General features: G+C 43.9%; 14 protein-coding genes. 10 read left to right on the top strand and 4 right to left on the bottom strand.

What is annotated here, in order from left to right:
• Positions 1-41: 41 nt before the first annotated feature.
• From HUU49_02990 to HUU49_02980, 3 genes are all read right to left on the bottom strand, one after another.
• On the bottom strand, positions 42-1,916 hold the full coding sequence (locus tag HUU49_02990) for a hypothetical protein (GenBank protein NUM25570.1): 1,875 nt from the start codon (positions 1,914-1,916) through the stop codon (positions 42-44).
• Between the two features lie 145 nt (positions 1,917-2,061).
• Positions 2,062-2,277 (bottom strand): preprotein translocase subunit SecG, encoded by a 216-nt coding sequence (secG, locus tag HUU49_02985; GenBank protein ID NUM25569.1) that lies wholly within the window; start codon positions 2,275-2,277, stop codon positions 2,062-2,064.
• Between the two features lie 32 nt (positions 2,278-2,309).
• Positions 2,310-2,462, bottom strand: a complete 153-nt coding sequence (locus tag HUU49_02980; GenBank protein ID NUM25568.1) for a hypothetical protein — start codon at positions 2,460-2,462, stop codon at positions 2,310-2,312.
• Between the two features lie 47 nt (positions 2,463-2,509).
• Between HUU49_02980 and HUU49_02975 the strand changes: the two genes are divergently transcribed.
• The 7 genes from HUU49_02975 to HUU49_02945 all read left to right on the top strand — a co-directional run bounded on the left by HUU49_02975 (position 2,510) and on the right by HUU49_02945 (position 12,385).
• Positions 2,510-3,271, top strand: a complete 762-nt coding sequence (locus HUU49_02975) for a DsbA family protein (GenBank protein NUM25567.1) — start codon at positions 2,510-2,512, stop codon at positions 3,269-3,271.
• A 7-nt stretch (positions 3,272-3,278) separates the two neighbouring features.
• Positions 3,279-4,277 (top strand): hypothetical protein, encoded by a 999-nt coding sequence (locus tag HUU49_02970; GenBank protein ID NUM25566.1) that lies wholly within the window; start codon positions 3,279-3,281, stop codon positions 4,275-4,277.
• A gap of 90 nt (positions 4,278-4,367) precedes the next feature.
• Complete coding sequence (locus HUU49_02965; GenBank protein NUM25565.1) at positions 4,368-5,231, top strand: hypothetical protein; 864 nt, start codon at positions 4,368-4,370, stop codon at positions 5,229-5,231.
• Between the two features lie 128 nt (positions 5,232-5,359).
• Entirely contained in the window at positions 5,360-8,179 is a 2,820-nt protein-coding gene (gene uvrA / locus HUU49_02960; protein NUM25564.1) for an excinuclease ABC subunit UvrA, read from the top strand.
• A gap of 96 nt (positions 8,180-8,275) precedes the next feature.
• Positions 8,276-10,720: a leucine--tRNA ligase gene (locus HUU49_02955; GenBank protein NUM25563.1), complete on the top strand. Its 2,445-nt coding sequence runs from the start codon at positions 8,276-8,278 to the stop codon at positions 10,718-10,720.
• 4 nt (positions 10,721-10,724) lie between these two features.
• Entirely contained in the window at positions 10,725-11,741 is a 1,017-nt protein-coding gene (locus tag HUU49_02950) for a peptidoglycan bridge formation glycyltransferase FemA/FemB family protein (protein ID NUM25562.1), read from the top strand.
• An 83-nt stretch (positions 11,742-11,824) separates the two neighbouring features.
• On the top strand, positions 11,825-12,385 hold the full coding sequence (locus HUU49_02945) for an L-threonylcarbamoyladenylate synthase (protein ID NUM25561.1): 561 nt from the start codon (positions 11,825-11,827) through the stop codon (positions 12,383-12,385).
• Here the strand turns inward: HUU49_02945 and HUU49_02940 are convergent.
• The gene (locus HUU49_02940) at positions 12,382-12,786 is read right to left on the bottom strand and encodes a hypothetical protein (protein ID NUM25560.1); all 405 of its coding nucleotides are present in this window, start codon (positions 12,784-12,786) and stop codon (positions 12,382-12,384) included. The genes HUU49_02945 and HUU49_02940 overlap by 4 nt on opposite strands.
• Before the next feature lie 60 nt (positions 12,787-12,846).
• On the opposite strand from HUU49_02940, the gene rsmA reads away from it, so the two are divergent.
• The 3 genes from rsmA to HUU49_02925 all read left to right on the top strand — a co-directional run bounded on the left by rsmA (position 12,847) and on the right by HUU49_02925 (position 24,899).
• On the top strand, positions 12,847-13,710 hold the full coding sequence (gene rsmA / locus HUU49_02935; protein ID NUM25559.1) for a ribosomal RNA small subunit methyltransferase A: 864 nt from the start codon (positions 12,847-12,849) through the stop codon (positions 13,708-13,710).
• Between the two features lie 117 nt (positions 13,711-13,827).
• Positions 13,828-14,679, top strand: a complete 852-nt coding sequence (locus HUU49_02930) for a hypothetical protein (GenBank protein ID NUM25558.1) — start codon at positions 13,828-13,830, stop codon at positions 14,677-14,679.
• A complete protein-coding gene (locus HUU49_02925; GenBank protein NUM25557.1) occupies positions 14,679-24,899 on the top strand; it encodes a hypothetical protein in 10,221 nt (3,406 codons plus the stop codon). The genes HUU49_02930 and HUU49_02925 overlap by 1 nt, the downstream gene beginning before the upstream one ends.
• Positions 24,900-24,903: the final 4 nt, after the last annotated feature.

Here is a 24,903-nt window from a genome sequence, read left to right as displayed (position 1 = left end):
AGATATGACGCACACAGAATGGTGAATAATAAAATGGATAATTAATGAATGTCTCCCTGATAGCGGCGTTCAGTTTTGATGTACCAGTCTTGGATATTGTTAAACCGATCGGCAGGGATGATGACTCGGCCAATATTAATACCTTTAATTTTTTTGTCAACGACGTAGCTATATGTCGGAGTGTGCAAGAAAATTGCCGGCAATTCAGTAGCTAGAATTTCTTGAAAGCGTTGATATTTTTGAACCTGTTCCTCAGCGTTTTCAGTTATTTTGGCTTCCTCAAGCAGTTTATCAACTTCGCGGTTGGCAAATAGTGCCAAATTCAGCCCCGGATCCTGAATTTGAGAAGAGTGCCAAAACGGATAGGGATCGGGATTTGAACCGACGATAATGCCAAACAGCAATGCTTCATAATTTCTGGTTTTAATAACCTCGCGTCTGATTTTTGAACCCTCAACAATGACTAGGTTTACCTTTACGCCGATTGCTTCCCAAAATTCTTTGATTAATTCAGCCGCCTTTGAATTCTCTGGCTGGTTAACGGTGGTTAGGGTAATTGTTAGTATGTTTTCTCCTTTTTGTCGGTAAAATCCCTGTTCTTCGGTTTCGGTCTCAGTTTTAGCTTGTGCATCTTCAGTCGTGGTGGTTGGCGTTAAAATTTCCGGAGCAGTGGTTGTTGCCGTGTCTTGGTTTGTGGCGGCAGTTTTCTTTGCAAGATATTCCTGATACTGCTGCGGTGTGATTTGTTTCCAGCCAGCATCTTCTAATAATTGGTTTGCCTTAGCAACATCAAAATTAATTTTTTTGTCACTATTTTGTTCAATTGGTATCGGTAAAATCGGCCCGTCAATAATTTCGCCCTCTAGTCCAAGAGCTTCGCTTAAGATTTTTGATTTATCAATGCCGTAGGCAAGGGCCTGCCGGACGCTTTTTTCTTTTAACGCTTCATTTTCTTTTTGGTTAAAGAAGACAGCAGTATACTGAGGGAGATAAAAAGAATTAAAGTTAAGGCTTTTTTCTCCCGCTAATTGGGATTTAAATTCTTTTGGCAGAAAACTGATTCCTTCAGCAGAATTATTTTTTAGTGCTACTACGGCAGTTTGAAAATCAGGATAAAAATTAAAAGTCAATTTTTCGATATACGGTTGTGGTCCGTAATAATCGGGATTTGGTACTAAGACATACGACTTAATATTGCCCAAACGATCTTTGGCTAATGATTTAAATTTCCAGGGTCCGCTGCCGACCGGCTTAAGATTGTATTCCGTCAAGTTGGCATTGATGGCAGGGATTGTCCCCCAGATGTGTTCCGGTAAGATTCCGAATGTTAACACTTCAAGAAAGGCGGGAAACACTTCCGGCAGGGTAAATTTAACTGTCAGGTCGTCAATTTTTTGAATCGTGACGCCGCGAAAACTGATTAATAACGGGCTTTTAAAATCGGGGTCCTGGATGCTTTGGAAAGTAAAGATGACATCGTCAGCATCAAGCGTCTGACCATCGTGCCATTTTATTCCTTGTTTTAAGGTGAAAGTGTATGTTTTTTGATCTTCACTTGCTTCCCAGCTTGCGGCAAGATCGGGGACCAACTGTAATTCGGAATCATATTTGAGCAGTCCGGAAAAAATTAACCGAGCGATGTCGGAATCAACATCGTTTGTCTGTGATAAGATTGGGTTGATATACTGAGGCGCGCCGATTAAGCCTTCTACATATTCGCCTCCGACTGTTGGCGTCGGCAAGAAATTTCTGAGATAAAATGTGGTAACAATAAAAATAACAGAAACAATAACCAAAGCGACCAGACCGGTAAAAGTGGCTCGCTCTTTTGGTTTCAGTATTTTTGGCAGGTGTTTAAGCTGGCGGAAGTTGGGAATTCTTTTGTTACCAAGAGAATAAATTAACTTTTTGTCCAAGCTTTTGCGGTCAGATTTCTTAAGGTCGGTATTCGGCGAGTCCTCCGATATTTCACCTGTACTTTGAGCGTTTTTGTTTTTGTTTAGCGAGAAAATGCTTTTAAACACAAAAAATGATTTAGTCTGTTATGTAGTTGTGTGGGTTTTAAAAAAGAGTGTTGGCAAGAGCAGTTGCCAAGAAAACAATTGCGAGGATGATAGTTGAAGTAAATAGCCATTTTTCAGCACCGCGCTTAGATCGATGAACCGTGCCTTCGCCACCAAAAGCAGCACCCAGACCGGTGCCTTTATTTTGAATCAGGACAACAGCAATCAAGAGGACTGCTGAAATAATTTGAATAATGTCGATAAGCATAATCAATGTCTATAATCTATCAGAAAAACCAAATATTGTCAATTCGCCCGGGATGACGTTGATTTTTGGCTGATGATCCGTTTGAGTTGTAGTACTCTTTTGCCGCTTACTTTCATCTGTTTTCGGCGCTTAAGGTCTTTTTTTAGATATTTTTTTTCGGCAGCATCGGTGATTTTTTCATATTGAGTCATAGCGGTTTATATCATTTCTATTTTTATGGTATAATATTATTGAATTTATGTATACTGAAGAGCCAATTTTTAATGTTCCAAATTCCCAGAAAGGCGATCACCAACCGGACAAAAAATGGTATAAGCATTGGTGGGGTCAATTGCTGATTGGATTTTTAGTTTTGTTTTCGGTTTTTTCGGTTGCTTTTGGGATTTATGTTGCTAAAGTCATCTACCTGTTGCGGTCTGGGGAAATAACTGCCAGTGAACTTTTTGGCGGTTCGGCGGCTGAGCCCGATGATCAGATTGTTTTAACCAACTTGGCAACTGATGATGATCCAAGCGTCGGACCAAAAGACGCGAAGGTAGTTGTTGTGGAGTTTTCTGATTTTCAGTGTCCGTACTGCGCCCAGGTTTATCCGGTAGTTAAAGAGCTAATTAAGGATTACAGCGACAGAGTGCTGTTTGTTTTTCGTGATTTTCCTCTGACCGACATCCATCCGCAGGCAGTGTTAGCTTCGTTAGCCGGTGAGTGTGCGAATGAACAGGGAAAATTTTGGGAAATGCACGATAAGATTTTTGAAAATCAAGATAAAATCAACGAGGATAATTTAGCCGCTTGGTCGGTTCAAATCGGTCTTAATAGTTTGCAGTTTAGCAGTTGCATGGGCGCCGGAAAATATCTGCCGGAAATTGAAGCTGATCTGCAGGAAGGTTTAGCATTTGGCGTTGAGGCAACTCCAACATTTTTTATCAACGGTAAGCCCTTGCGAGGTGCGGTCTCATTAGCGACATTTGAGAGCATTATTTTAGCAGAGTTAAGTAGATAAGAGCGGTATGAAAAATATTTTGTTTATTTTTTTCTTCTTTTTAGCAGGATCTTTTTTATTAGCGCCGGCAGTTTTGGCAACGGGTATTCCCGAGCCGCAGATCAGTGTTGAGATTGGCAGCTTTAAAGGTTTTAATGAGGGTGAGGGCTGGACAGAATCGGGAGGGAATTTAGAAGTGGATTGGATCGGCCAGTATATTGGCGCGATTTACAACTACGGCGTCGCGGTTGCCGGAGTGTTAGCAGTCATTATGATCATGGTTGGCGGTTTTTTATGGTTAGTGTCGGCCGGTAACCCAAACCAGATCAGTACAGCGAAAGATTTTATTACTTCTGCATTAACTGGATTATTGCTTGCGCTTTTTTCTTTTATCATTCTGCAAACCGTTAACCCTCGTCTGGTCAAATTAGAAGGTATAACGGTGTCACAGATTCAACCAATTAACACGGTTGGTGGGACTGACAGCTCCAGCGGCATTGCTATTACACCAGAACGCGATGGCACCGGGTCTGATGGAGATTATTGGACCGGTGGTAATCCGGTTGAGTATACACAGCGAAATGAGGGCTATAATCCGTGTGCTTATCGCGATAGTCTTGGTAATTTGACAATTGGGTATGGCCACTTAGTGACCGGAGCGGACAATATTAATGAAGGTGATTGCATATCTAGTGAACGAGCAAACGAACTTTTTGAGGACGATTATCAGGACGCAATTGATGATGCAGTTGGTTTTGTCGGCGGCGAGGCAAACTGGAATCAGCTTGATGCCGATCGGCGAACAGTTCTGGTTGATATGGCCTTTAATTTGGGCGGCGGCGGGCTGGATAGTTTTGTTAATTTGCAGGCTGCCGTTGTTAATGGCATTGAAACTGGCGACGCAACATACTGGGTGACGGCCGGCGCGGAAATTGTTGACAGTATTTATGCCGGTCAGGTGCCAAACCGAGCGCGGCGAAATTCTGAAATTATGATCAGTGGCGCTATGGATGCTTTATTACATTAGGACACGTCGGACATGAAACATTTTCAAAAAAGTAGCATTATATTTCTAGCGGCTTTATTTGTTATTCTGTTTATAAATGCTTCTGTAGCCATGGCGCAGGACGGGGGGATTAAACCGACGCTGTCGGTTAAGATTGGCAATACGACATTAGAGTTTGATCCGGTTAGTTGTGAGGGTGGAACACAATGTGCGATTCCTTGGATTGGCAAATATATTACCGCGATTTACAACTACGGCGTCGCGGTTGCCGGAGTGTTAGCAGTCATTATGATTATGGTTGGCGGTTTTTTATGGTTAGTGTCGGCCGGTAATCCAAACCAGATCAGTACAGCGAAAGATTTTATTACTTCTGCATTAACTGGATTATTGCTTGCGCTTTTTTCTTTCATCATTCTGCAAACCGTTAACCCGAAATTAGTTGAGTTAGATGATTTGTCTGTGTCGGTTGGCGATGAATTTGACCCCGCCTTGGTCCGTGATTATGGCGGCGGCGCAGTCGATACTGGCGGCGAATATACGGGGGCTTTGCCCACGGGGACTTCTCAGGGGGAGACTACTACTCGAGCGAGCTTGGATGAACATGATATTGGCATTAATAAAGCGCCGTGCCAGTACGCCGGGCAAACTAATTGTACTAACGTGGGCGGCCTAGAAGGCACTACGGTTGACAGTTTAAATTCATTAGCTGATGAATACGGCGGATTTACTATTACCGGGGCAACTGAGGCGGGTCATCATACATCCCGGCCCGGGTATCAGGCGGATATTCGAATCGGAGAAAACGCCGAGCTTGATGGATATATTCAGAGCCATGAGTCAATAACGGTTCAGTGGGGTAAGGATCCGAGCGCAACAATGTATCGCAATGTCACTTTGCCCAACGGCCGGACGGCAACTTTTGTCGATGAAAGCCCGGTTGGCGGCACCAGACATTGGCACGTCGAATTCTACTAATCGGTTTGACACAAATCAAAAACAGGTGTAAACTGTATCCTTAGTTTAAAGTTTATCCCTGTTTTTTTGTGTCCCGCAGTTTTTGGCAACGATGGGTTTTGATGGAGACATAAAAGAAAGACAAAACTATGTTAAAAAAAATTATCGTCAAAGGAGCGAGGGTTCATAATTTAAAAAATATTAATATTGAAATCCCGCGGGAGAAACTGGTTGTGTTTACTGGTATTTCTGGTTCGGGAAAATCTTCTTTAGCTTTTGATACTATCTACGCTGAAGGTCAGCGCCGCTATGTGGAATCACTTTCCACCTACGCCCGACAATTTTTAGGTTTAATGGATAAGCCGGAAGTCGACTCGATTGAGGGTCTGTCTCCGGCTATTTCAATAGACCAGCGCTCAGCTTCAACTAATCCTCGTTCAACGGTGGGAACCGTCACAGAAATTTATGATTATTTGCGATTGATTTATTCACGCATCGGCCATGTCCACTGTCCGGTGTGCGGCAAAGAGCTGGAGAAACAAACTTCAAGCCAGATTATCAGCCGCGTTTTTGGCTTGATAAAAGAAAACAGTAAGGTAAAGATTTTTGCGCCGGTTAATATTGATAAAAAAAGTAAGACTATTGATGAAATCAAAAAATCAGGATTCAAATCAATTCGGGTAGCAAATGAAATCAAAAATCTTGACGCCACCTCGCTGAATTTTGCAGACGGTCAAACGGTAGAAATTATTGTTGGTGACCTGACATATACCAAGAAAGAAGAAGAAATTTTTAGAGAAGAATTGAGCCGGATGGTTGAATTGGCGCTTGATTTAAGCAATGGTCAAATCTCAATTATTGTTGATAGTACAGAATATTTTTTCTCTCAGCATTATATTTGTTCCAAGTGTAACATCAATATTACTACTCTTGAACCGCGTAATTTTTCGTTTAATTCGCCGGCCGGCGCCTGTGCTAAATGTCTGGGTATCGGCACTCGGCTAGAGGTGGATCCGGAACTGGTTATTCCAAATAAGCGTCTGACACTGGCCGAAGGTGCGATTAAACCGTGGGCTAGAAATTTTTCAAACCAAAATAATTATTGGCAATTATTGCAAACGGTTGCCAAAGAACATAAGTTTAAGCTGGATGTGCCGGTTTCGGAGTTATCTGAGAAATCTCTGGATATTATTTTCAACGGTACCGGCGGCAAAGAGTACGAAATCGGAAACGAGAAGCTGACATTTGCCGGCGTGCTTGAAATTTTACAAGAAAAATATCAGCAAACAACTTCCGACTATTTGCGCCAGGAAATTGAACAATACATGAGAGTGTTTACCTGTCCGTACTGCCAGGGTCGAAGATTAAAGCCGGTTTATCTGGCGGTGACGATTGGTGAAAAGAATATTTCAGAAATAACTTCATTAACGATTGAGAAAGGTTTGGAATTTTTTAAACAACTACAAAAAAACAAGACCGGTGAACTGAGCCTAACGGCTAAGGAGCATAAAATCGCCGATCAAGCGATAAAAGAAATCGTCAATCATTTGCAGTATCTTAATGATGTCGGGCTGGGGTATATCACGCTTGATCGGCCATCGGCAACGCTGTCGGGCGGCGAAGCTCAACGGATTCGTTTAGCTACTCAGCTTGGGCTTTCGTTGACTGGTGTGGTGTATATTTTAGATGAACCGTCAATTGGTTTGCACCAAAAAGACAATCAGCGTTTGATTGACACCTTAAAACATTTGCGTGATCTGGGTAATACGGTGATTGTTGTTGAGCACGATGAGATGACCATGGAGGCGGCTGACGAAATTATTGACATCGGTCCGGGTGCCGGTGAGGCTGGTGGCAAGGTGGTTGCTCAGGGAACACCGGCAGAAATTAAAAAGAATAAAAATTCTTTGACCGGACGATATTTGTCGGGGACTGATAAAATTGATGAACCAAAAACGTACCGTAAAGGCAATGGCAAATTTATTGAAATTATCGGCGCCAGTGAATTTAATTTGAAAAATATTGATGCTAAGATTCCACTTGGCAAATTTATTTGCTTAACGGGGGTTTCCGGCTCAGGCAAATCAACCTTGATGCTTGATATTTTAGTTAAGGCTTTGGCGAAGAAATTTTATCGGGCTAAAGATTTGCCGGGCCGCCATAAAGACATTAAGGGTATTGAACATATTGATAAAATTATTGCGATTGATCAGTCACCGATCGGCCGCACGCCCCGCAGTAATCCGGCAACCTATACGGGAGTATTTACCTATATCAGAGACTTGTTCACTGAAACCCAAGAAGCTAAAATCCGCGGTTACAAAGCGGGCAAATTCAGCTTTAATGCCAAAGCCGGACGCTGTGAGACGTGCGCTGGAGAAGGTTTGGTAAAAATTGAGATGCAGTTTTTGCCCGACGTTTACGTTCAGTGCGAAGAGTGCCATGGCTCGCGCTATAAGGCGGAAGTTTTGGAGATTCACTATCAAGGGAAAAATATTGCCGACATTTTGGACATGTCAGTTGAAGAAGCGATGAAATTTTTCCGCAATCAGCCGATTATTTCAAATAAATTAAAAACATTGCACGATGTCGGGCTTGGTTATGTCCGGCTTGGCCAGCCAGCGACTACGCTGTCTGGTGGTGAAGCCCAACGCGTCAAACTGGCAACGGAATTGTCCAGGCGGTCAACTGGTAAAACACTTTACATTTTAGATGAACCAACGACCGGACTGCATTTTGAGGATATTAAACAGCTACTGGGGGTTTTGAATAAATTAGTGGATAAAGGAAATACTGTTTTAATTATTGAACATAACCTGGACGTGATTAAGTGTGCCGACTGGGTGATTGATTTGGGGCCGGAAGGCGGGGATGCTGGCGGTGAGATTGTCGCTTTTGGCACGCCGCGCGATATCGTTAAAGTAACACGGTCATATACCGGAAAATACCTCAAGGATGTTTTGAAGTAAGGCTGTTATCGTTGGTAAAAATTTTAAAGGCGCACGCCGGTAGTGGCGTGCGCCTTTGTTGATATTGTGCCCTTTTTATGGTAATTTATATTTGGTATGAAAAAGTACGATCACTCAAAGATTGAGAAGAAATGGCAAAAATTCTGGGAGGATAAAAAACAGTTTGCCGCTGATGATGAAAGCTCAAAACCAAAGTATTACTGTTTGATTGAGTTTCCTTATCCGTCGGGTGAGGGTTTACATGTGGGGCATCCTCGCAGTTATACCGCACTCGACATTTTAGCGCGGAAGCGCCGAATGCAAGGGTATAATGTGTTGTACCCGATCGGCTTTGACGCCTTTGGCTTACCGTCAGAAAATTACGCCATTAAAACCGGGACCAGTCCGGAAATTATTACTAAAAAGAATATTGAAAATTTTACGCGACAGCTTAAGTCGTTTGGTTTTAGTTTTGATTGGGATCGGACAGTAACAACCACCGATCCGTCATATTATAAATGGACGCAGTGGATTTTTTTGAAGATGTATGAACACGACTTGGCGTATAAAGCCAAAATGCCTATTAACTGGTGTGTGTCCTGCAAGATTGGTTTAGCAAACGAAGAAGTGGTGAACGGTAAATGCGAACGGTGCGGCGGTGAAGTGATCAAAAAAGAACTAGAACAGTGGATGTTTAGAATTACTCGGTATGCGGACCGGCTAATTGACGATTTGGAAACAGTTGATTATTTAGATCGAATTAAACAGCAGCAAATTAACTGGATTGGTCGCAGCGAAGGAGCAGAAATTGATTTTAAAATCACCGGCCAGGATCACGCGCTAACTGTCTATACAACTAGGCCCGATACGCTGTTTGGCGCTACATTTATAGTTATTGCTCCGGAGCACAATTTAATTACAGATTGCCAGTCACAGATTACCAATTTAAAAGAGGTTGAGGCGTACATCGAACAAGCGAAGAAGAAATCAGACCTGGAACGAACTGAATTACAGAAAGAAAAGACCGGAGTGGTGTTGCAGGGTGTCATGGCTATTAATCCGGTGACGGGAAAGCAAATTCCTATCTGGGTTGCCGATTATGTGCTGTCAAGCTATGGTACCGGCGCGATTATGGCTGTTCCGGCGCACGATCAGCGGGATTGGGAGTTTGCTCAGAAATACCATCTGCCCATTATTGAAGTTATCGCGGGGGGTACTATCGCCAAGCAGGCTTTTGTTGATATCGAAACCGGTAAATTGATTAACTCCGGCCAGTTTAATGATATGTCGGTGCGACAAGCGATGGTGCAAATCACCAAATGGCTTGAGGACCACGGCATGGGTAGACAAACGGTTAACTATAAATTGCGCGATTGGGTGTTTTCTCGCCAACGATATTGGGGCGAGCCAATCCCTATGGTGTATTGTGAAAATTGTAAAAAGACTGGTGCGTCAGTGGACGGTTGGGTGGCGTTGCCGGAAAGTGCGCTACCGTTGGAATTACCAAAAGTTAAAAATTATGAGCCAACCGATACCGGAGAATCACCGCTAGCGGCAATAACTGATTGGGTGAAGACAACATGCCCGGTATGTGGCCAAGTCGCAATGCGCGAAACCGACACAATGCCAAACTGGGCCGGTTCTAATTGGTATTTCTTACGCTATATCGATCCGAAAAATAATGATCAGTTGGCCGATAAAGACAAACTGGAATATTTTGCGCCGGTTGATTGGTATAATGGCGGCATGGAACATACCACCCTGCATTTATTGTATTCTCGTTTTATCTACAAATTTTTGTATGACATCGGCGTGGTGCCAAAAAAATGTGGCAATGAACCGTATTTGAAACGCACATCCCACGGAATGATTTTAGGCGAGGGCGGTGAAAAAATGTCTAAGTCTCGCGGTAACGTGGTTAACCCTGACGAAGTGGTAAAATCGGTTGGCGCGGACACTTTCCGGGTTTATGAAATGTTTATGGGGCCGTTTGATCAGGCAATTCCCTGGGATACCAAGGGTGTTATCGGAGTTCGGCGATTTATCGAAAAGGTTTGGGCCTTGTATACCGGCGGAGTGGTTATTGTTGATTCAGTCAGTCCAGAGTTAACAACTTTAGTTCATAAAACTGTCAAGAAGGTTAGTGACGATATTGAAAGCCAAGATTATAATACGGCAGTTTCGGCGATGATGATTTTAGTCAATAAAATCAGCGAGGAAAAAGCAATGGATCAGTTTACCGCTGAAGCGTTGGTAAAATTGCTCTCGCCTTTTGCACCACATCTTAGTGAAGAAATCTGGGAGTTAACCGGACATAAAGGATCTATTAGTCAAGCGCCGTGGCCAGTATTTGATCCGGCTTTGATTATGGATTCAGAAATTGATTTGATTGTTCAGGTTAATGGTAAATTACGCGATAAAATTCGGGTGCCGGCTGATATCAATGAACAAAAGGCTGAAATTTTAGCCAAGCAAAGTGAGAAAGTGTTGGTGCACTTAAAGGACCGAGAAATAAAAAATGTTATTTTTGTGCCTGGACGATTAATTAATTTTGTGGTTTAAACAAATGCAGATCATTCAAGTCGGAGAAGACTTAAAAGAACATTGGGATAATTTTGTCAAAAGTAACGCCCCAGACGGCGGGTTGCTTCATTCTTGGCAATGGGGAGAACTCCAAAAAACGTTAGACCGAAAGATTATCAGGTTGGCCGCGGTTAATGGCGAGGGGGCATTGCAGGCCGCCGCGTTGATCGTCAAACATGAATTGCCATTTGAGTATAACTATTTATATTGTCCCAGAGGTCCAGTCATTAATACGATGGAAATTGACGACCTTAATTCGTTGTTTGCGGAAATGAAACGCCTGGCGCGGGAAGAAAAAAGTTTTTTAATCAGAGTGGATCCGCCATGGCTTTTGGGCAACGAAAAACGCCTGATTGATAATGGTTTTCGCAAAGGTGAATATGAAATTCAGCCGAAATGTACGCTGATGCTTGATTTAAGCAAAACTCAAGAGGAGCTTTTGGCGGCTATGAAGCCAAAAACCCGTTACAATATTGGTTTAGCAATGCGCAAAGGAGTTAAAATTCGGGTGAGCAGTGAAATATCTGATATTGAATCTTTCTGGCAGCTCATGAAACAAACCGCCAAGCGTGACGGTTTTTCACCACATCACAAAGAACATTACAAAAAAATGTTTGAAGTGATGAGTCAGGACGAAACAGTTAAATTATTTTTGGCGGAATATGACGGCAAGATCGTTGCGGCCAATATGATTTCATTTTTTGGCAAAGTCGCAATTTACCTTCACGGTGCTACGGCTGATATGTATCGTGACGTAATGGCGGCATATCTGTTGCAGTGGGAGGCAATTTTGGCAGCTAAACAGGCGGGGTATACATATTATGACTTTGGCGGAACCAACGGCCCGTCATACTACAATAAAAAATGGGAAGGTATTACTCGTTTTAAGACTGGTTTTGGGCCGGATACTAAAATTACTGAGTACGTTGGCAGCCATGATTTAATTACCAATCCGGTGGTATTTTCAATATACAAGTTTGTTAAGCAGATTAGGGGGTAAGTTAAATCTTCAATTAATATTCAATAAAATAATTTTCAAACATCTGATCTGGTAATTGAAAATTAGAAATTGAAAATTCTTTTATGAAAGTTGTTAAATCCGATCAATCCGGTATCAGTCAGGCCGTTAAAATCTTAAAACAAGGCGGCGTGATCGTTTACCCGACCGATACCGCCTATGCTCTAGGCGGATTATTTGATTCAAAGCGAGTTACTAAAAACATTCTTAGGATTAAAAATCGAAAAGATGAAAAATTTACGTTGATTGCTTCCAGCGTAAATCAGGCAAAGACTTTTTTTAAGTTAAGTGGTACTAATCTGAAATTGGCGAAAAAATATTGGCCGGGTCCGCTGTCTATTGTGGTTAACGGCCGTTTTGCCGTTAGGGTGCCGGCTAATAGTATTGCTCGTCGCCTCGCCTTGCGCGCCGGCAGACCATTGATTGCAACTTCGGCCAACTTGTCGGGCGGTAAGAATCTTTATAGCGCTAAAGCCGTGATTGCGGAATTTCAAAATCAGAAATATCAGCCACAACTGGTTATTGATGCAGGCAATTTGCCTAAGATAAAACCCTCAACATTGGTTAAGGTTGAAGGTTCGCAGTTAGAAGTGATAAGAATTGGTTTAATTAAGCCAAAAATTTAGCGTCCGCAGCCGAATTGAACGAAGAGATGGGGCCCCATGCCAATCAGTGATCCAAGGCAGGTAACACCCGGTCTGAAAGTGCCGCCCCGGTTGGGCATTGGTTGGTTGGTACAGAGCGCCTGGCCTTTATATAAAACATTTGATCCGCCCAGGTACATGGCCTTGGTTTCAAAAAGGCTTGAACATCCAGCGATGTCACCGCAGATAGGACAGCTGGCAAGACACGTAGCGCCGTAAGGGTCGGGAGTGCATTTGATTGGCGGAGCAATAACTCGCAGTCCAATGCCTGGAATAGCTTGGGCTGAGATGGCAAATGCGGCTGAGATGGCAACAATAAGAATAATTAGCAAGGCAACTAAAATATTTACTTTTTTATGCATCAATCCTTCGGGGACAATCATATGGAAGTGATTAAATAATAGCGTTTTTATTATAACAGCTACAACACTATTAGTAAAACTATGATAACAAAAGAGTTTATCAATCAGGTTAAAGATATCTGTCAAAGTTACGGCATTAAACCGACAAAAGACAAGGGCCAAAATTTTTTGCTAAACCAAGAGGTAATTGATTTGATGATTGAGTCTTCACAGGTAACTAACCAGGACGTTGTGCTGGAAGTTGGTCCGGGATTAGGAATTTTAACCGAGAGTTTAGTCAAACAAGCCCGGCAGGTGGTCAGCGTTGAACTAGATAAGAGATTGTTTACTTTTTTGAAAACGAAGTTTATTAACCAGCCTAATTTAAAGCTGGTTGAGGCAGACATCTTAAAATTTGATGTCGCTGATGCTATTTCTGGTGAATATAAGATAGTTGCTAATTTACCGTATACCATTACTTCTTTTTTTCTTAAAAAATTTTTAACCGGTCCGGCGACACCAAAGAGTTTTACTCTATTATTGCAAAAGGAAGTTGCTGAAAGGATTTGTGCGTTACCTGGTGCCATGAGTTTACTGGCAGTTTCGGTTCAGTTATACGGCCAGCCAAAAATTATTGAAGTGGTTAGCCGGCATGATTTTTGGCCAAGTCCGAAAGTTGACTCGGCAATTATTCAAATTTCTGCTATTAAAGATAAGGTAGCGGTGGATAACTTTTTTTCCGGACTGGTAACAGAGAAATTTTTTTGGCAGGTTGTGAAAATCGGCTTTGCTGCCCGGCGTAAACAGCTTCATAACAACTTAGCTTCAGGACTAAAGATACCGCCTGGTGAAGTTAAAAAAATACTCAACCAAGCCAATTTTGATGAACAAATCCGGGCGCAGAATCTTTCAGTTAATGACTGGCTACGCTTGAGCGCGGCATTAAGCTCTTATTTAAAAAAATAAGCTCATTTTATCTTGGCATGGACCGCGATTTTTTGCTATAATATATCTAACTAGTTAATCAAAATCGGTAACTGTTTTTCTGTTAGAGCTTGTTTTAATTTATTTGCTAATGTAAGCATGGCTTTTAGAGAAAAAAAAGCAGAAAATAATAATATCCTTGAGGAAATTTATCACAATGATCCCCAGGGACTGCAACAAAAAAAGCCAATCAAGCAGAAAATAGTTAATTTTTTTCATGATAAGAAAAAAGTTGATCATTTATTATCGGCAACGATATTGGTGTTGGGCCTAGCCGCGGTAGTGCTGGGATTTTTTCAATTCAAGTGGAATATCAACAGTTACTTTGTGGTTAAACCGACTGATCCTCTTACCCTGAACGCCAACATTAACACGGAGCAGGATTTGCTTGGATTGCGCCAGAAAGATACTGATCTAGACGGTCTTTCGGATTATGATGAGCTTAAAATCTACGCAACTAGCCCATATTTACCAGATACTGATTCCGACGGCATTGATGATAAGACTGAAATTGCCAAGAAAACCAACCCAACATGTCCTGAAGGTAAAGACTGTTTTGTCGAGTGGTCGGTTTTAGACCCGCAGTCAGGTTCGTTGGTTGGTATTGATTTGCAGGCTACCGACGAGGAACGAGCGGCTCAATTGCGACGCGCTTTGGTTCAGGAAGGGCTAGATCCTCAGGAACTTGCACAGCTTAGCGACCAAGAAATTTTGGCGCTATACCAAGAGCTGCTCAATCAGATTAAACAAGAGCAGCCAAGTCCGACGGTTAGCACCGGTTTAGCCGGACAGGATATTAATAATTTAACGCCGGCTCAGGTGAGAGAACTGCTTAAGAGTGCGGGCGTTTCCCAAGAAATTTTGAACGAATTAGACGATCAGGAATTGATGCAGCTGGTTTCAGAAACAGTTACTAACGCCAATAAAACTAACGGTCAAACTAGTCAATAATGTTGAGACAAGATAAAACATTACGTCAGGAGGTTTCCGACTTGCAGGAAGAAAAAGTTGCTTCCTCAAAGTGGTTTTTTGTTTTGAAAAAAACCGTCACCGTGGCAGTAATTATTCAAATGATTTCAACGCTGGTAGTACCGGCGGTACTTTATCCATTGCCGGTGTTGGCATCAAATCCGTCCGGTTCTGCTGCTGGTGTTCAGGTGAGCGATCCAACTCAGCAGGGATTAACCGAAAAAGACAGCGCCGCTGACCGTGGTGAAGCAGCTGAAAATCTTGCCGAACGAGAAGGTTTGTGGATTCAAGAATGGCTTAAACAAAAAGGCGACAATGTGTTGAAACATACGATTTTTGCGGCGGCGATTGAAGCTTTAAACAATTTATTAAATCAAATTGCCTATGATACTGCTACCTGGCTAGCGTCCGGTGGTGAAGGCCAGCAGCCATTGTTTTACACGGAAGGCTGGGGGGCTTACTTGCAGGACGCAGTTGACGGCGCGGCCGGAGAATTCTTAAATGATTTGGCCGGAAACTGGGTTGAAAATATTAATCTTTGTGAACCAAACTTTAGTATTAAATTAGGTTTGGCCGGCGGTATTAGTAATTTGAGCCGGCCGCGAAAACCGGATTGTAGCGTCAGTCAGATGGTTCAAAACTGGGAGTCATTTGTCAGCGACGAAGATTTTTTGGATCGGTTTGAAGTTGCATTTCAATCCGGCAATAATGATGTCACCATCGGTTTAGAAGTTTTTAATAAGTATTATCAAAAAACCACCAGCGAATTAGTTGAAGCGGTCTTTGGTCGGGCAACGGGAAGCGAATTTAAGGGGATTATTTCAAAGATTTCTAATATCATCAAAACTCCTGGAACATTAGTTGAAGAGTGGGCGATGAAGCAGCTGGTTGATAACCCGTCAGAGCTTGAAGCTTCTAAAGCAGTATTTGGCGATTTGGTTTTAAATCCGATTGCGACTTTTCTTAACACATTAGTTGGTAAACTGTTCCAGCGAATTTTTGAAGAAGGTTTGGCGGACGATTCAGGTGACGACGGTTCGGACTTCTTTAATTTCCCGTTTGCTTTTCCGGGGTTGCCCAATTTCGGCGGCTCCAGTTACGACGACTTATACACCGGACAGTCGGGTTCGCAGCGGTTCGGCGGTCGTGATGCGGCTGAACTCAGATTTTTAAGTTTATTTGAAGCCGGCCAGACGGTTACTGAACAGTATGACGTTTTGACCAGAATGGCATTTTGTTCTGATCCGGATAATCCCGGACCGGATGAATGTGTTATTACTCAAAGTTTTCGCTCGGCGGTTGAGCAGGAATTAACCTTAAAGGAAGCGATTAAAAAGGGGCTGATTAACGGCGACGCACCGTTTGGTTTTACCGACTATGATCCCTCATCAATCTACAATGGTATCCCATACCGCAGTATTGTGATTTTGCGGGCTCACCGGATTGTGCCGGTTGGCTGGGAATTGGCGGCCAAGGCGGTTAAACAGTTTGATCCGGGCAAAACCTTTAGCTTAAATCAGTTGATCGCGGAATTTGAAAACCCTGACAGTGTTTATTACGGCTTAATTGATCCGCAGTGGGTCTTAAAGAGCCCAAGCCATATTTGTAAGGCTGAAGGATACGGTCCAAAGATTGTCTACGAGAGCACCGTTCCTGGGTACGATTCCAACCAGGACAATGATTATAATGATGACTTAGACGTTTCACCCAGCCGAGTTCTGGCCCGTGCCGAATACTGTGCTGACTATCAAACTTGTTTGGAGGAAAATGACGACGGTACCTGCAAGTATTATGGGTATTGTTCTGAAGAAAAAAGAATCTGGAATTTGCAGGGTTCAAGTTGTCCAGATTACTTTAACACTTGTCAGACATTTCAATCGTCTTCGGGGCAGGTCGTGAGCTATTTGGAAAATAGTCTTGATTATAACGGCTGTAATATTGATAATGCCGGCTGCCAGTGGTACTGCCAAGAGTATAACGCTAAAAGCGATGTCTGGACCTGTCTTGATCCGGGCGAGGGCGTTATGGCCACCTGTAACCGCCCCGGTGGCTGCAATTTGGTTGCCAGTTGCGTGATTCCTGAAGGCAGTTACAGCTGTGCCGACGCTAGTTCTTCGGCGCAGGTAACGTTAAATCAGAGTTGTGGTCCGAATTCGGAATGGTGGAATGGTACGGCGTGCGTTGTTGCGACATCGTGTACCGAGCCGATTCCGTATGGCGGGGTGTCTTGTACTTCAAGCAGTTGCGACGGTCTGACAAATCAATTGCCCAATGCCAGTTTTGAACAGCCGTATACGGCGAGCGAAGATGCAAACAAATATGTTGCTCAAGGCTGGTCGGTGACCGACCCCAACCAAAAACAGTACTGGCAGCGCGTTACTGGTTCAACCGAGCAAGTGTATCCGCCCGGAACCGGTAGCCACAGTATCCGCTATTATGTGGCGGCGGCAAGCGGCAGTCATAAATTAAAATCGGACTCCTTCTCTTTGCCGGTTGATGATGCCAGCGGATTTAAATTTTATACGTTGTCTGGACGAGTGTTCAATCGTTTGAACGCCGGAACCATTACGCTGGAGGTGGAAGCATTAAACGAGGCGGGAGCGGTTTTGGAAACTACCACTTTTGACATCTCAAACCTAATTAAGAATTCTTGGCAGTACTTCTCGTTTGAATTTAAGACTTTTGGTAACACCAGAATAAATATTAATGTAAATGGCAGCCCCAAGAGTGGCACGGCCTGGTTTGATGAATTCAAAGTTTCGGAAAGCTGTATTGCTAATCCGGTCAGATTAACGTTGGCAGCTTCAGTCCAGAAAGATCAAAGCAAGCTTCATCTTGATCGGGATGCGCAAACATGTAACCAGGAAGATGGCGGTTGTTCTAAATTTATCAGAACGCTGCCAAACATCGGAACTAACTTGGTAGTTAATTCAAGTTTTGAAGATTGGACTGACGTTGGCGAGATTCCACCGGGATGGTCAAGTGGCGAAAATCATCCGGCGACAGAAACTTGTGACGGCGAGGTTAAGTGTGAGCGAAGCGCTGACAGTCCGATTGATAATTACAGTGTAAAATTAACTAACGATCCCGGCCAGACTAATGCTCGAGATTTTGAAACGTTGCCGATTGTCGGCATGAGACCAAACACTACCTACCGAGTTTCTTTTTGGGCAAAAACTGATTATATCGCCGAACCTGAAAACGGCACCAGGTGGTATTCTGAAATTTTGTCTGATGCTGAACCTAATGATAGTTTTTGTAAATTAGATCGCACCATTGCCTGCTTCTGGCCCAATGGCAATGAGACTTGTCAGAGTGCCGCGACCGGAACGGGAAACCCCAACGATGAGTGTTTATACGATTATTCTCACCTGAAATTTAACGGCCGTTCAGGCATGACGTTAAATGACCAGTGGCAGCGAATTGTCATGGACCCGATCGTTACCAGGGACAGGGGATTTGATTTCAAAATATCTTTTAATAATAATTCGCTTTATCCGGAGACCTTATATCTTGACGGCCTGCAGGTTGAGGAAGTTGATGCTTTAAACCCGACGACCACCGCCTATAAAGATTACGGCAAGGTTAACGACATCTACCTGAAAAAACCGCCTGCATCGCTTGATTGTCAGGGATACAGTCCAAGCTTGCCGAGCCCGTATGTATTAGATGAAGTGACCAAACCGCTTTGTGTTGGCGAGACAATGCTGTGGCGCGAAGATGCGTGCGATCCGACCGGACAGTTTTGTTGTCACCAAATTGACGCCCCGGAATGCTACAATTATGCGTACTATTGTCAGCCGCAGGAGGTTGGCTGTGAAGCCTATCGACCGCTACGCGGCGGCACCACCGTTCCAGGGGTAGTCGGATTGCAGGATTACTGTCCGCTTGAATGTGTCGGTTACGAATCATATAAACAATCATCAACCTTGTTTGAAAACCAGGAGTCATTAGAATTCTTTATTCCTGATACGGCGGTTTCTTGTAATGCCAGTCAAGCCGGATGTGATGAATTTACTAATTTGGACGAAGTAGCACTTGGTGGTGAAGGTCTGGAGCATTATAAGTATCTGCGCCTTTGCGAAAAACCAAATGAAGCCTCCTGCCAGAGCTTTTTTGCCTGGCAAGGTTCAGAAGAAACCGGCTTCCAGTTAAAGATTTATAGCTTGTCAGCGGAAGATAATCAACCGAAATACGCGATTGACACAGCGGAAATTGACCGCTGGCCGGACGAATGGTGTTCAAATAAAACGCTTGACGGCAACGGCTTGCCGGAGTGTTGTAATGAGGCTGATGATTTGGAAGTTAACCCGTTTTGTAAAGAGCTAATTTCTGTTACGGGTGAGACATTATATCGTATTTATGACAACACAATTTCATGTTCGCTGGACTGCCATCCGTTCAGAAAGACTCGGTTAGGTGAAACTGATTTAGATGCGGAAGAAAACTGCAATTTCAGCAACGGCCGTTGGGACGCTCAAAACAGCGCCTGTGTCTACCAGGCGATTCCTAATGAAGGCATTAGCTGTTCGGCTGATGCTGCTGGTTGTCGTGAGTACCGCGGTAATGCTGGTGCCAATATTTTTACAACTTACTTTGATAACTTTGAAGACGGTGATTTGAATGGTTGGCATTATGGGACAATCAGTTCTGAGGCGTTGACGGTTACGGGCCACTCAATTGCGCCGGAAACAGTTCAGAATACGGGCGGTAATAATAAATATAACCAGCGAGTTGTTACCACTTGGGGAGTTTTGGGTGGTGATGATAATAATCCGGTTACTTGCTCGGACGCGTTGCCGTTGTGCGACGAAGAAACTTTGTTTGACTGCTTTGATCCGGAGTTAGGAGAGTGTGTGGCGCGGGATTATTTCAACACGGATGATTATTGTACTATAGCTATAGGTGACGATCAGTGCGGCATGATGAATAATTATATGACTCCGGGCCGTACATACGTTATCAGTTTCTGGGCCAAGAGCGGCACCGGCAGCGTGGCAAGTGACATTCAGTTACAGTTTAGTCCGGGGTACGTTGTCGGTACGACTTCTTTTGGGCCAGATTGGAATTATTATAAATTTGGACCGTTTGTCTATGATACTTTTCAGGACGGTTTACGACTTCGGTTAGTTTCGTCAGACAAAGATACGGCCGAAGAATCAGTGGCGCAAGACCGGTTCTTTGTTGATAACATTGAAATTAAGGAGGTTCAAAATTACGAGTACGTCATTAAGAATTCTTGGGAAACGCCAAGTAGCTGCGACACCAATCCGTTTGTTGATCCGCCAATTCAGGCGCCGCAGTTTATGCTTGGCTGTGCTCAGTATTTTGACTCATACAATCGAGTTCATAATTTGAAATCATTTACCAGTTTGTGTCGTGAAGAAGCGATTGGTTGCGAAGCATTGATTGATACGCAAAACTCCAGCAGTCCGTTTGAACAGAATTTTAACGCTTCTGACGGTATCGCCGACGTTAAGGTGCCAGCGGACAATTTGGTATATATGACCACCCGGCCCGAACAGCAATGTGGTTCGGATCAAAAAGGTTGTCAGGCAGTCGGCTTGCCTCAGATTACGGTTGTTGATAACACCAGCCAAATTGTTTCAGGCTACCAAACAGCATATCTTATAAATGATCCGGATAAGTACGATTCAATTTTGTGTGGCAATGAAGAGGTTGGCTGTCAGGAATGGCAGAGCTCAAAAGGCTTTACCTATTTCAAGAATCCGGGAGCGCGGACTTGTGAGTACCGTAAGATTGAAAATCAATCAAGTTACGGTTGGTTTAAGATTGGCTCATCTTCGCAGACCCCTGATTGTCCGTTGACTGAATCACCGGTAGGCGGCGTCCATCCGGGACCCGACTCGTCTGACCACTGGTACGCCGGAATTTGTCCGGGTGAATTTAGCAGCTGTACGCAGTTTATTGATTCGGCTTCAGCCATTTCCAAGAACTTGCTGTTTAACGGCATGCTTGATAAAGATTTCAATGAAGATAATGTTCCGGACGGTTGGGATGCGCAACCTAATACGTTGGAACAAAAAGCAGTTTCCATAGAGGCCGATACTATTTATGTGTTTGGTATTACCACTAAACAGCGTCTGGACGAAGAAAGCGGCACCAGCATTGAAATTGTGGACTGCCCTGGTTTTACTTCTTATGACCACTCAGTGGAAACGTTGAGTGCGGATTCTTTCCGAATTCCGCCCGATGCCTATCAGGAAGAAACTCGTACTGTTGGCAATATTCCTAACTTCCCTGAGCGTGAAATTAATTATTCAGTTCGTTTTACCCTGACAGAACCCCGCAACTGCAAGGTCCGTCTTGAAATGTCTAGTCCTCAAACTAAGATTAAGGAAATCTTCTTAAGAAAAGCTGGCGTTGATTATGTCTTGGCTGATTCGGTTGATAAGTTGAGCTGTAACGGGGTGGTTGATTTGGACAATGAATGTGTCTTGTTTAATGATCGCAGCCAGGTTAACTATAATGTTGGTGAAGACGACGTTGGGTACCTGACCTATGACGGTGACACTAGTGGTATTCCGGTGAATAACGGTTTACCGATTATTGATTGTGCCGGGCCGTGCGATTCAAACGTAGTATTGAAAGTCAAGCCAGACCGTACCTGTGAAAGCTGGTTATATTGCAAATCAGCCGCCAAAACCTTTGATGAAAACGGTGGTGAACGAACTGAATGTCTCAGTCTGGGGCTGTGTAATTCGCTGGACGAAAACGGCAACTGCGACAGCAATATTTTAGTTACTACTGCTGATCCAGCCAACCCCACGATTGATAATCGGTCGGATTACTATCAGGACACCGAACAAATTTCTAACTTAAGCGGCTATAGTCAGGCCGGATTCCAATTTGCGAATGCCGCGATTGCTAATGACATTGTACACGGCTACTTCCCGTATGCCGAAATGACCCAAGAAGGAAGCTCAGCACTAGTGACTAATGGTAACTTTGAGACGGTTTTTGATAAACGCCGCGAACCAATCGGTTGGTCGCCGTATATCAATAACAGTATTGGCGATTACGACGACAGTCAGGGCTGGCAGCCATATAAATATATTGTTGAAGATGATCTTCGCTCAGCCATTGAAGGTGGATATTTGAAACTTAGCACCTCATACCAAGTGCAAAGCGGTGAAATTGACGTTGAAAAAGATGCGGAATACATTTTGTCGGGCTGGATTAATACCTTTAATCTTTCCAGTGAAAGCATTGATAGCCGTACCAGAGACAGTGCCGCCGACCGCGTGGTTTCCGGACAAATTTGTCTGACCAAAGACAGCATTAAAGGCTGGAACCCGGCTAATCAGGATGAACTGTGTAAGCAGGATCCGGTTGATGAAGCTAGTGAGCTTTGTTGTTTGGCGGTTGATGCGGGGTCTGATTGGACGCATTTAACGTATCGGTTTAAGGCTAATGATAACAATCTAAAAATTTATCTTCAAAACGATGCACCACCTGTCCATGGTGATGATGATATTAGTTTTTGTCGAGATAACAAAAATGAAACTGGGTGTGATATTAGTGGTTACGCGCTATATGATGAGATCAGCTTACAGCCGGTGTTAAGAGTTCAACAGGAACCGACGGACGTCAGTAACGATTTCATTAACCGCACCTGTCGCGTGTATCCGGAGGCCAGTTCGCTTGCCTGCCGATACTATCGAGACAAGACGTTATATAGCGGTCGTGATGGGTATTGTTTGACTACTGACCCGGCTAACCCGAGTCAGTGTGTTCAGTGGTGGCCGGTTGACAGCATTGCTGGCGAAGGCAACGATGAATTTTTTGCTCCTGACATCCCAGCGCCGCTTTATTACTGTATGGAAACCGGCACTTTGCCGGCAATTGAAGAGGGGTATAGCTATGCGACGTTTGACACTTCGCAAGCCAGCGCATCATTCCACGACGAAAAAGGTACTCCGACTGAGTTTTTAACCTTTAATATCCCAGAAGAGTACCAGATTCAGTATCGCTTCCCGTATGTTGATACGGTTAAAATTCATTACGATTATACGCCATCGTATTACCAGCGGCCGTTTATTATGGACAGCCAGGAGTTGTCGTTCCATATTCAATATCCGATTATTAGCGGTCAGGCTAACCCGATGACGGAATTTTTGAGAAATAATGCTTTCTTATCATTCTTAGAAGGTATCGGTTTGATTAATTTGGATTCTCAAATGTCAGACAGCGGTTTTGTGGCGACTTTACGAAACACCTTGAGAGATCAGATTATGTCATCACTTCCGGCCTGGGCAGAACCGAATGTCTGGATTGGCTATAGTGATTGGGACATGCAGATTAGAACCCAAGACAGCGAGAAAAACGGCGTGGTGCCGGTTGTAGTTTATGTTCGCGGTGACGTATCGCTGATGTTGACGGTAATTGTTGGTATTATTGCGGTGGCTATGGGCGGCGCTGCGGCCATGGATTTGGTGACTTATTTTTCAACGGCCTATGATTTGATTCAGTCGGCGTTACCGGTTGATTTCATCGGGGTATATCTTCATACCTATATCACATTCACTGAGCCGTTAGCAGACAATACTACTATTATCAACAGTTTAATTTCCGGTATTTCATTAAGTACGTCGTTAGCCGGTGCGGCGCCGCAGATTATTTTGGCGGTGTTTCAAGTGATTAGCGACGGACTGTTTGCTTTTGATGTTGGTGACTGGAACGATATTTGGGATGTCTTTACTTCCGCGGCCGATGCCGGTTCCGGCATAGATTACCCGTCTCAAGAAGAATTTGCCGGCTGGTTTGGGGTGAAGTTTGGGCCGTATTCGGTATTCCAGGTGGTGACTGATCGGGATGAATTTTCGCAGATTGCTGATTTAACCGATCCGATCCCGGAGATTAACGGTGACATCTTAGGAGGCGTTATCCGGTTTGAACATCCCGGTATGATCACTCAGACCGGCATGGTTGGCAAATTCTACAGTGCGGATGAAAGCGTGACTTATTGCAAGCGCTTGGTTCGGGTTGTTGATGCCAGCGGTATTAGTAAGGCCTGGTTGTCGCGGGTATTCCCTGGCTCTAAATATGTCTTGGCGGATACGGCCAGCCGCAAGGGGTATTATCTATATAATGAGCCGTATGATTTTGACAAATTTGAAGCGGAGCTTGAAAAATGTGAAGCAACCTGTGACGACAATAAATGTAATTATGTTGATCCGGCATTGCCGACTAATATTACGTGTGAGTCCGATGGCGACTGTTTGTTAAATCCAGTGTGTAATCAGTATCAAAGTTCTGATTTTGAACCGTTTGGTTCAGCGGTCCCGCCGACCAATTCGCAAAATCCGGGCAACTGGGATACCCGGGAAACGGCCGTTTATCGCCAGCCGCTGTTCTATGAACCGCCTTTGCTTTCTATTGCTCAACCGCATCAGGCCAGAATGGGCGAATTGCATCAGGGAGCTGACAGCCTAAAAAATATTTTCTTGAAGAGCTATGGCGTCTGGGATTGGCAGGAAGGTGCGGCAGACACCAAGGCTGATGACTACTACGTTGAGGGCGATAACCAAACAAGCGGTTGGGATGTCTTTGATGATTGGGAAGCTGACCTTGCGGAATATGGGTATTGTGACGGCGCAACACGCGGTGAGGGCGAGGTTTGCCGCCAACGCCCGACAATCAGGCCTGACACTATTAAAGTCAACGGGACGCAGAGTTTGGTGGTGAAAGGCGCTGAATCGATTCAGCTTGATTTCACAGTGGTTGACGATCCAAACCAGTTGCCAATTGTTTCTTATAGCGTCTTCTGGGGCGACGGTAATGTTACAGCGGTATCCGGTTCAAGGTTGCGCGACCGGCCCAATGAAAAAAATCCGTTTACCAGCTATCACACCTATGACCATTGGGAAATGCAGCGATATTGCGCTTCGATCGGTAATGATGCCGGCCAGTGCGACACCACTGAAAGTTGCACAGACTTTAACGCTGGTTCAAAATACATTTGTTGTCCGACCAACCCCGACGGCACAAGCGCTGGGTACTGTAAGAGTAAGATTAGAATTAAAGTTCGCGACAACTGGAACGCAGAAACCTGCTGTTTAGATCAGACGTGCGCTCAAAATACCCTAGCTCCTGAATCAACTTGTGATGATCCGAAGTTGGGCGGCTTACAATTGAACAAGTATATTCCGATGCCTGGTGAAATAACGGTTCAGCAATAAAAAC

The organism is Candidatus Buchananbacteria bacterium (assembly GCA_013359225.1).
In the GTDB taxonomy this organism is placed as follows: Bacteria; Patescibacteriota; Patescibacteriia; order Buchananbacterales; family UBA6539; genus JABWCG01.
Note: the sequence above shows the minus strand (reverse complement) of the source record. Positions and strands in the feature narration are given on the sequence as shown.

Coding starts and splice junctions, on each gene's coding strand:
- HUU49_02980 (NUM25568.1), bottom strand. CDS start 2,462: ATGACTCAATATGAAAAAATCACCGATGCTGCCGAAAAAAAATATCTA.
- HUU49_02975 (NUM25567.1), top strand. CDS start 2,510: ATGTATACTGAAGAGCCAATTTTTAATGTTCCAAATTCCCAGAAAGGC.
- HUU49_02970 (NUM25566.1), top strand. CDS start 3,279: ATGAAAAATATTTTGTTTATTTTTTTCTTCTTTTTAGCAGGATCTTTT.
- HUU49_02965 (NUM25565.1), top strand. CDS start 4,368: ATGGCGCAGGACGGGGGGATTAAACCGACGCTGTCGGTTAAGATTGGC.
- uvrA (NUM25564.1), top strand. CDS start 5,360: ATGTTAAAAAAAATTATCGTCAAAGGAGCGAGGGTTCATAATTTAAAA.
- HUU49_02955 (NUM25563.1), top strand. CDS start 8,276: ATGAAAAAGTACGATCACTCAAAGATTGAGAAGAAATGGCAAAAATTC.
- HUU49_02950 (NUM25562.1), top strand. CDS start 10,725: ATGCAGATCATTCAAGTCGGAGAAGACTTAAAAGAACATTGGGATAAT.
- HUU49_02945 (NUM25561.1), top strand. CDS start 11,825: ATGAAAGTTGTTAAATCCGATCAATCCGGTATCAGTCAGGCCGTTAAA.
- HUU49_02940 (NUM25560.1), bottom strand. CDS start 12,786: ATGATTGTCCCCGAAGGATTGATGCATAAAAAAGTAAATATTTTAGTT.
- rsmA (NUM25559.1), top strand. CDS start 12,847: ATGATAACAAAAGAGTTTATCAATCAGGTTAAAGATATCTGTCAAAGT.
- HUU49_02930 (NUM25558.1), top strand. CDS start 13,828: ATGGCTTTTAGAGAAAAAAAAGCAGAAAATAATAATATCCTTGAGGAA.
- HUU49_02925 (NUM25557.1), top strand. CDS start 14,679: ATGTTGAGACAAGATAAAACATTACGTCAGGAGGTTTCCGACTTGCAG.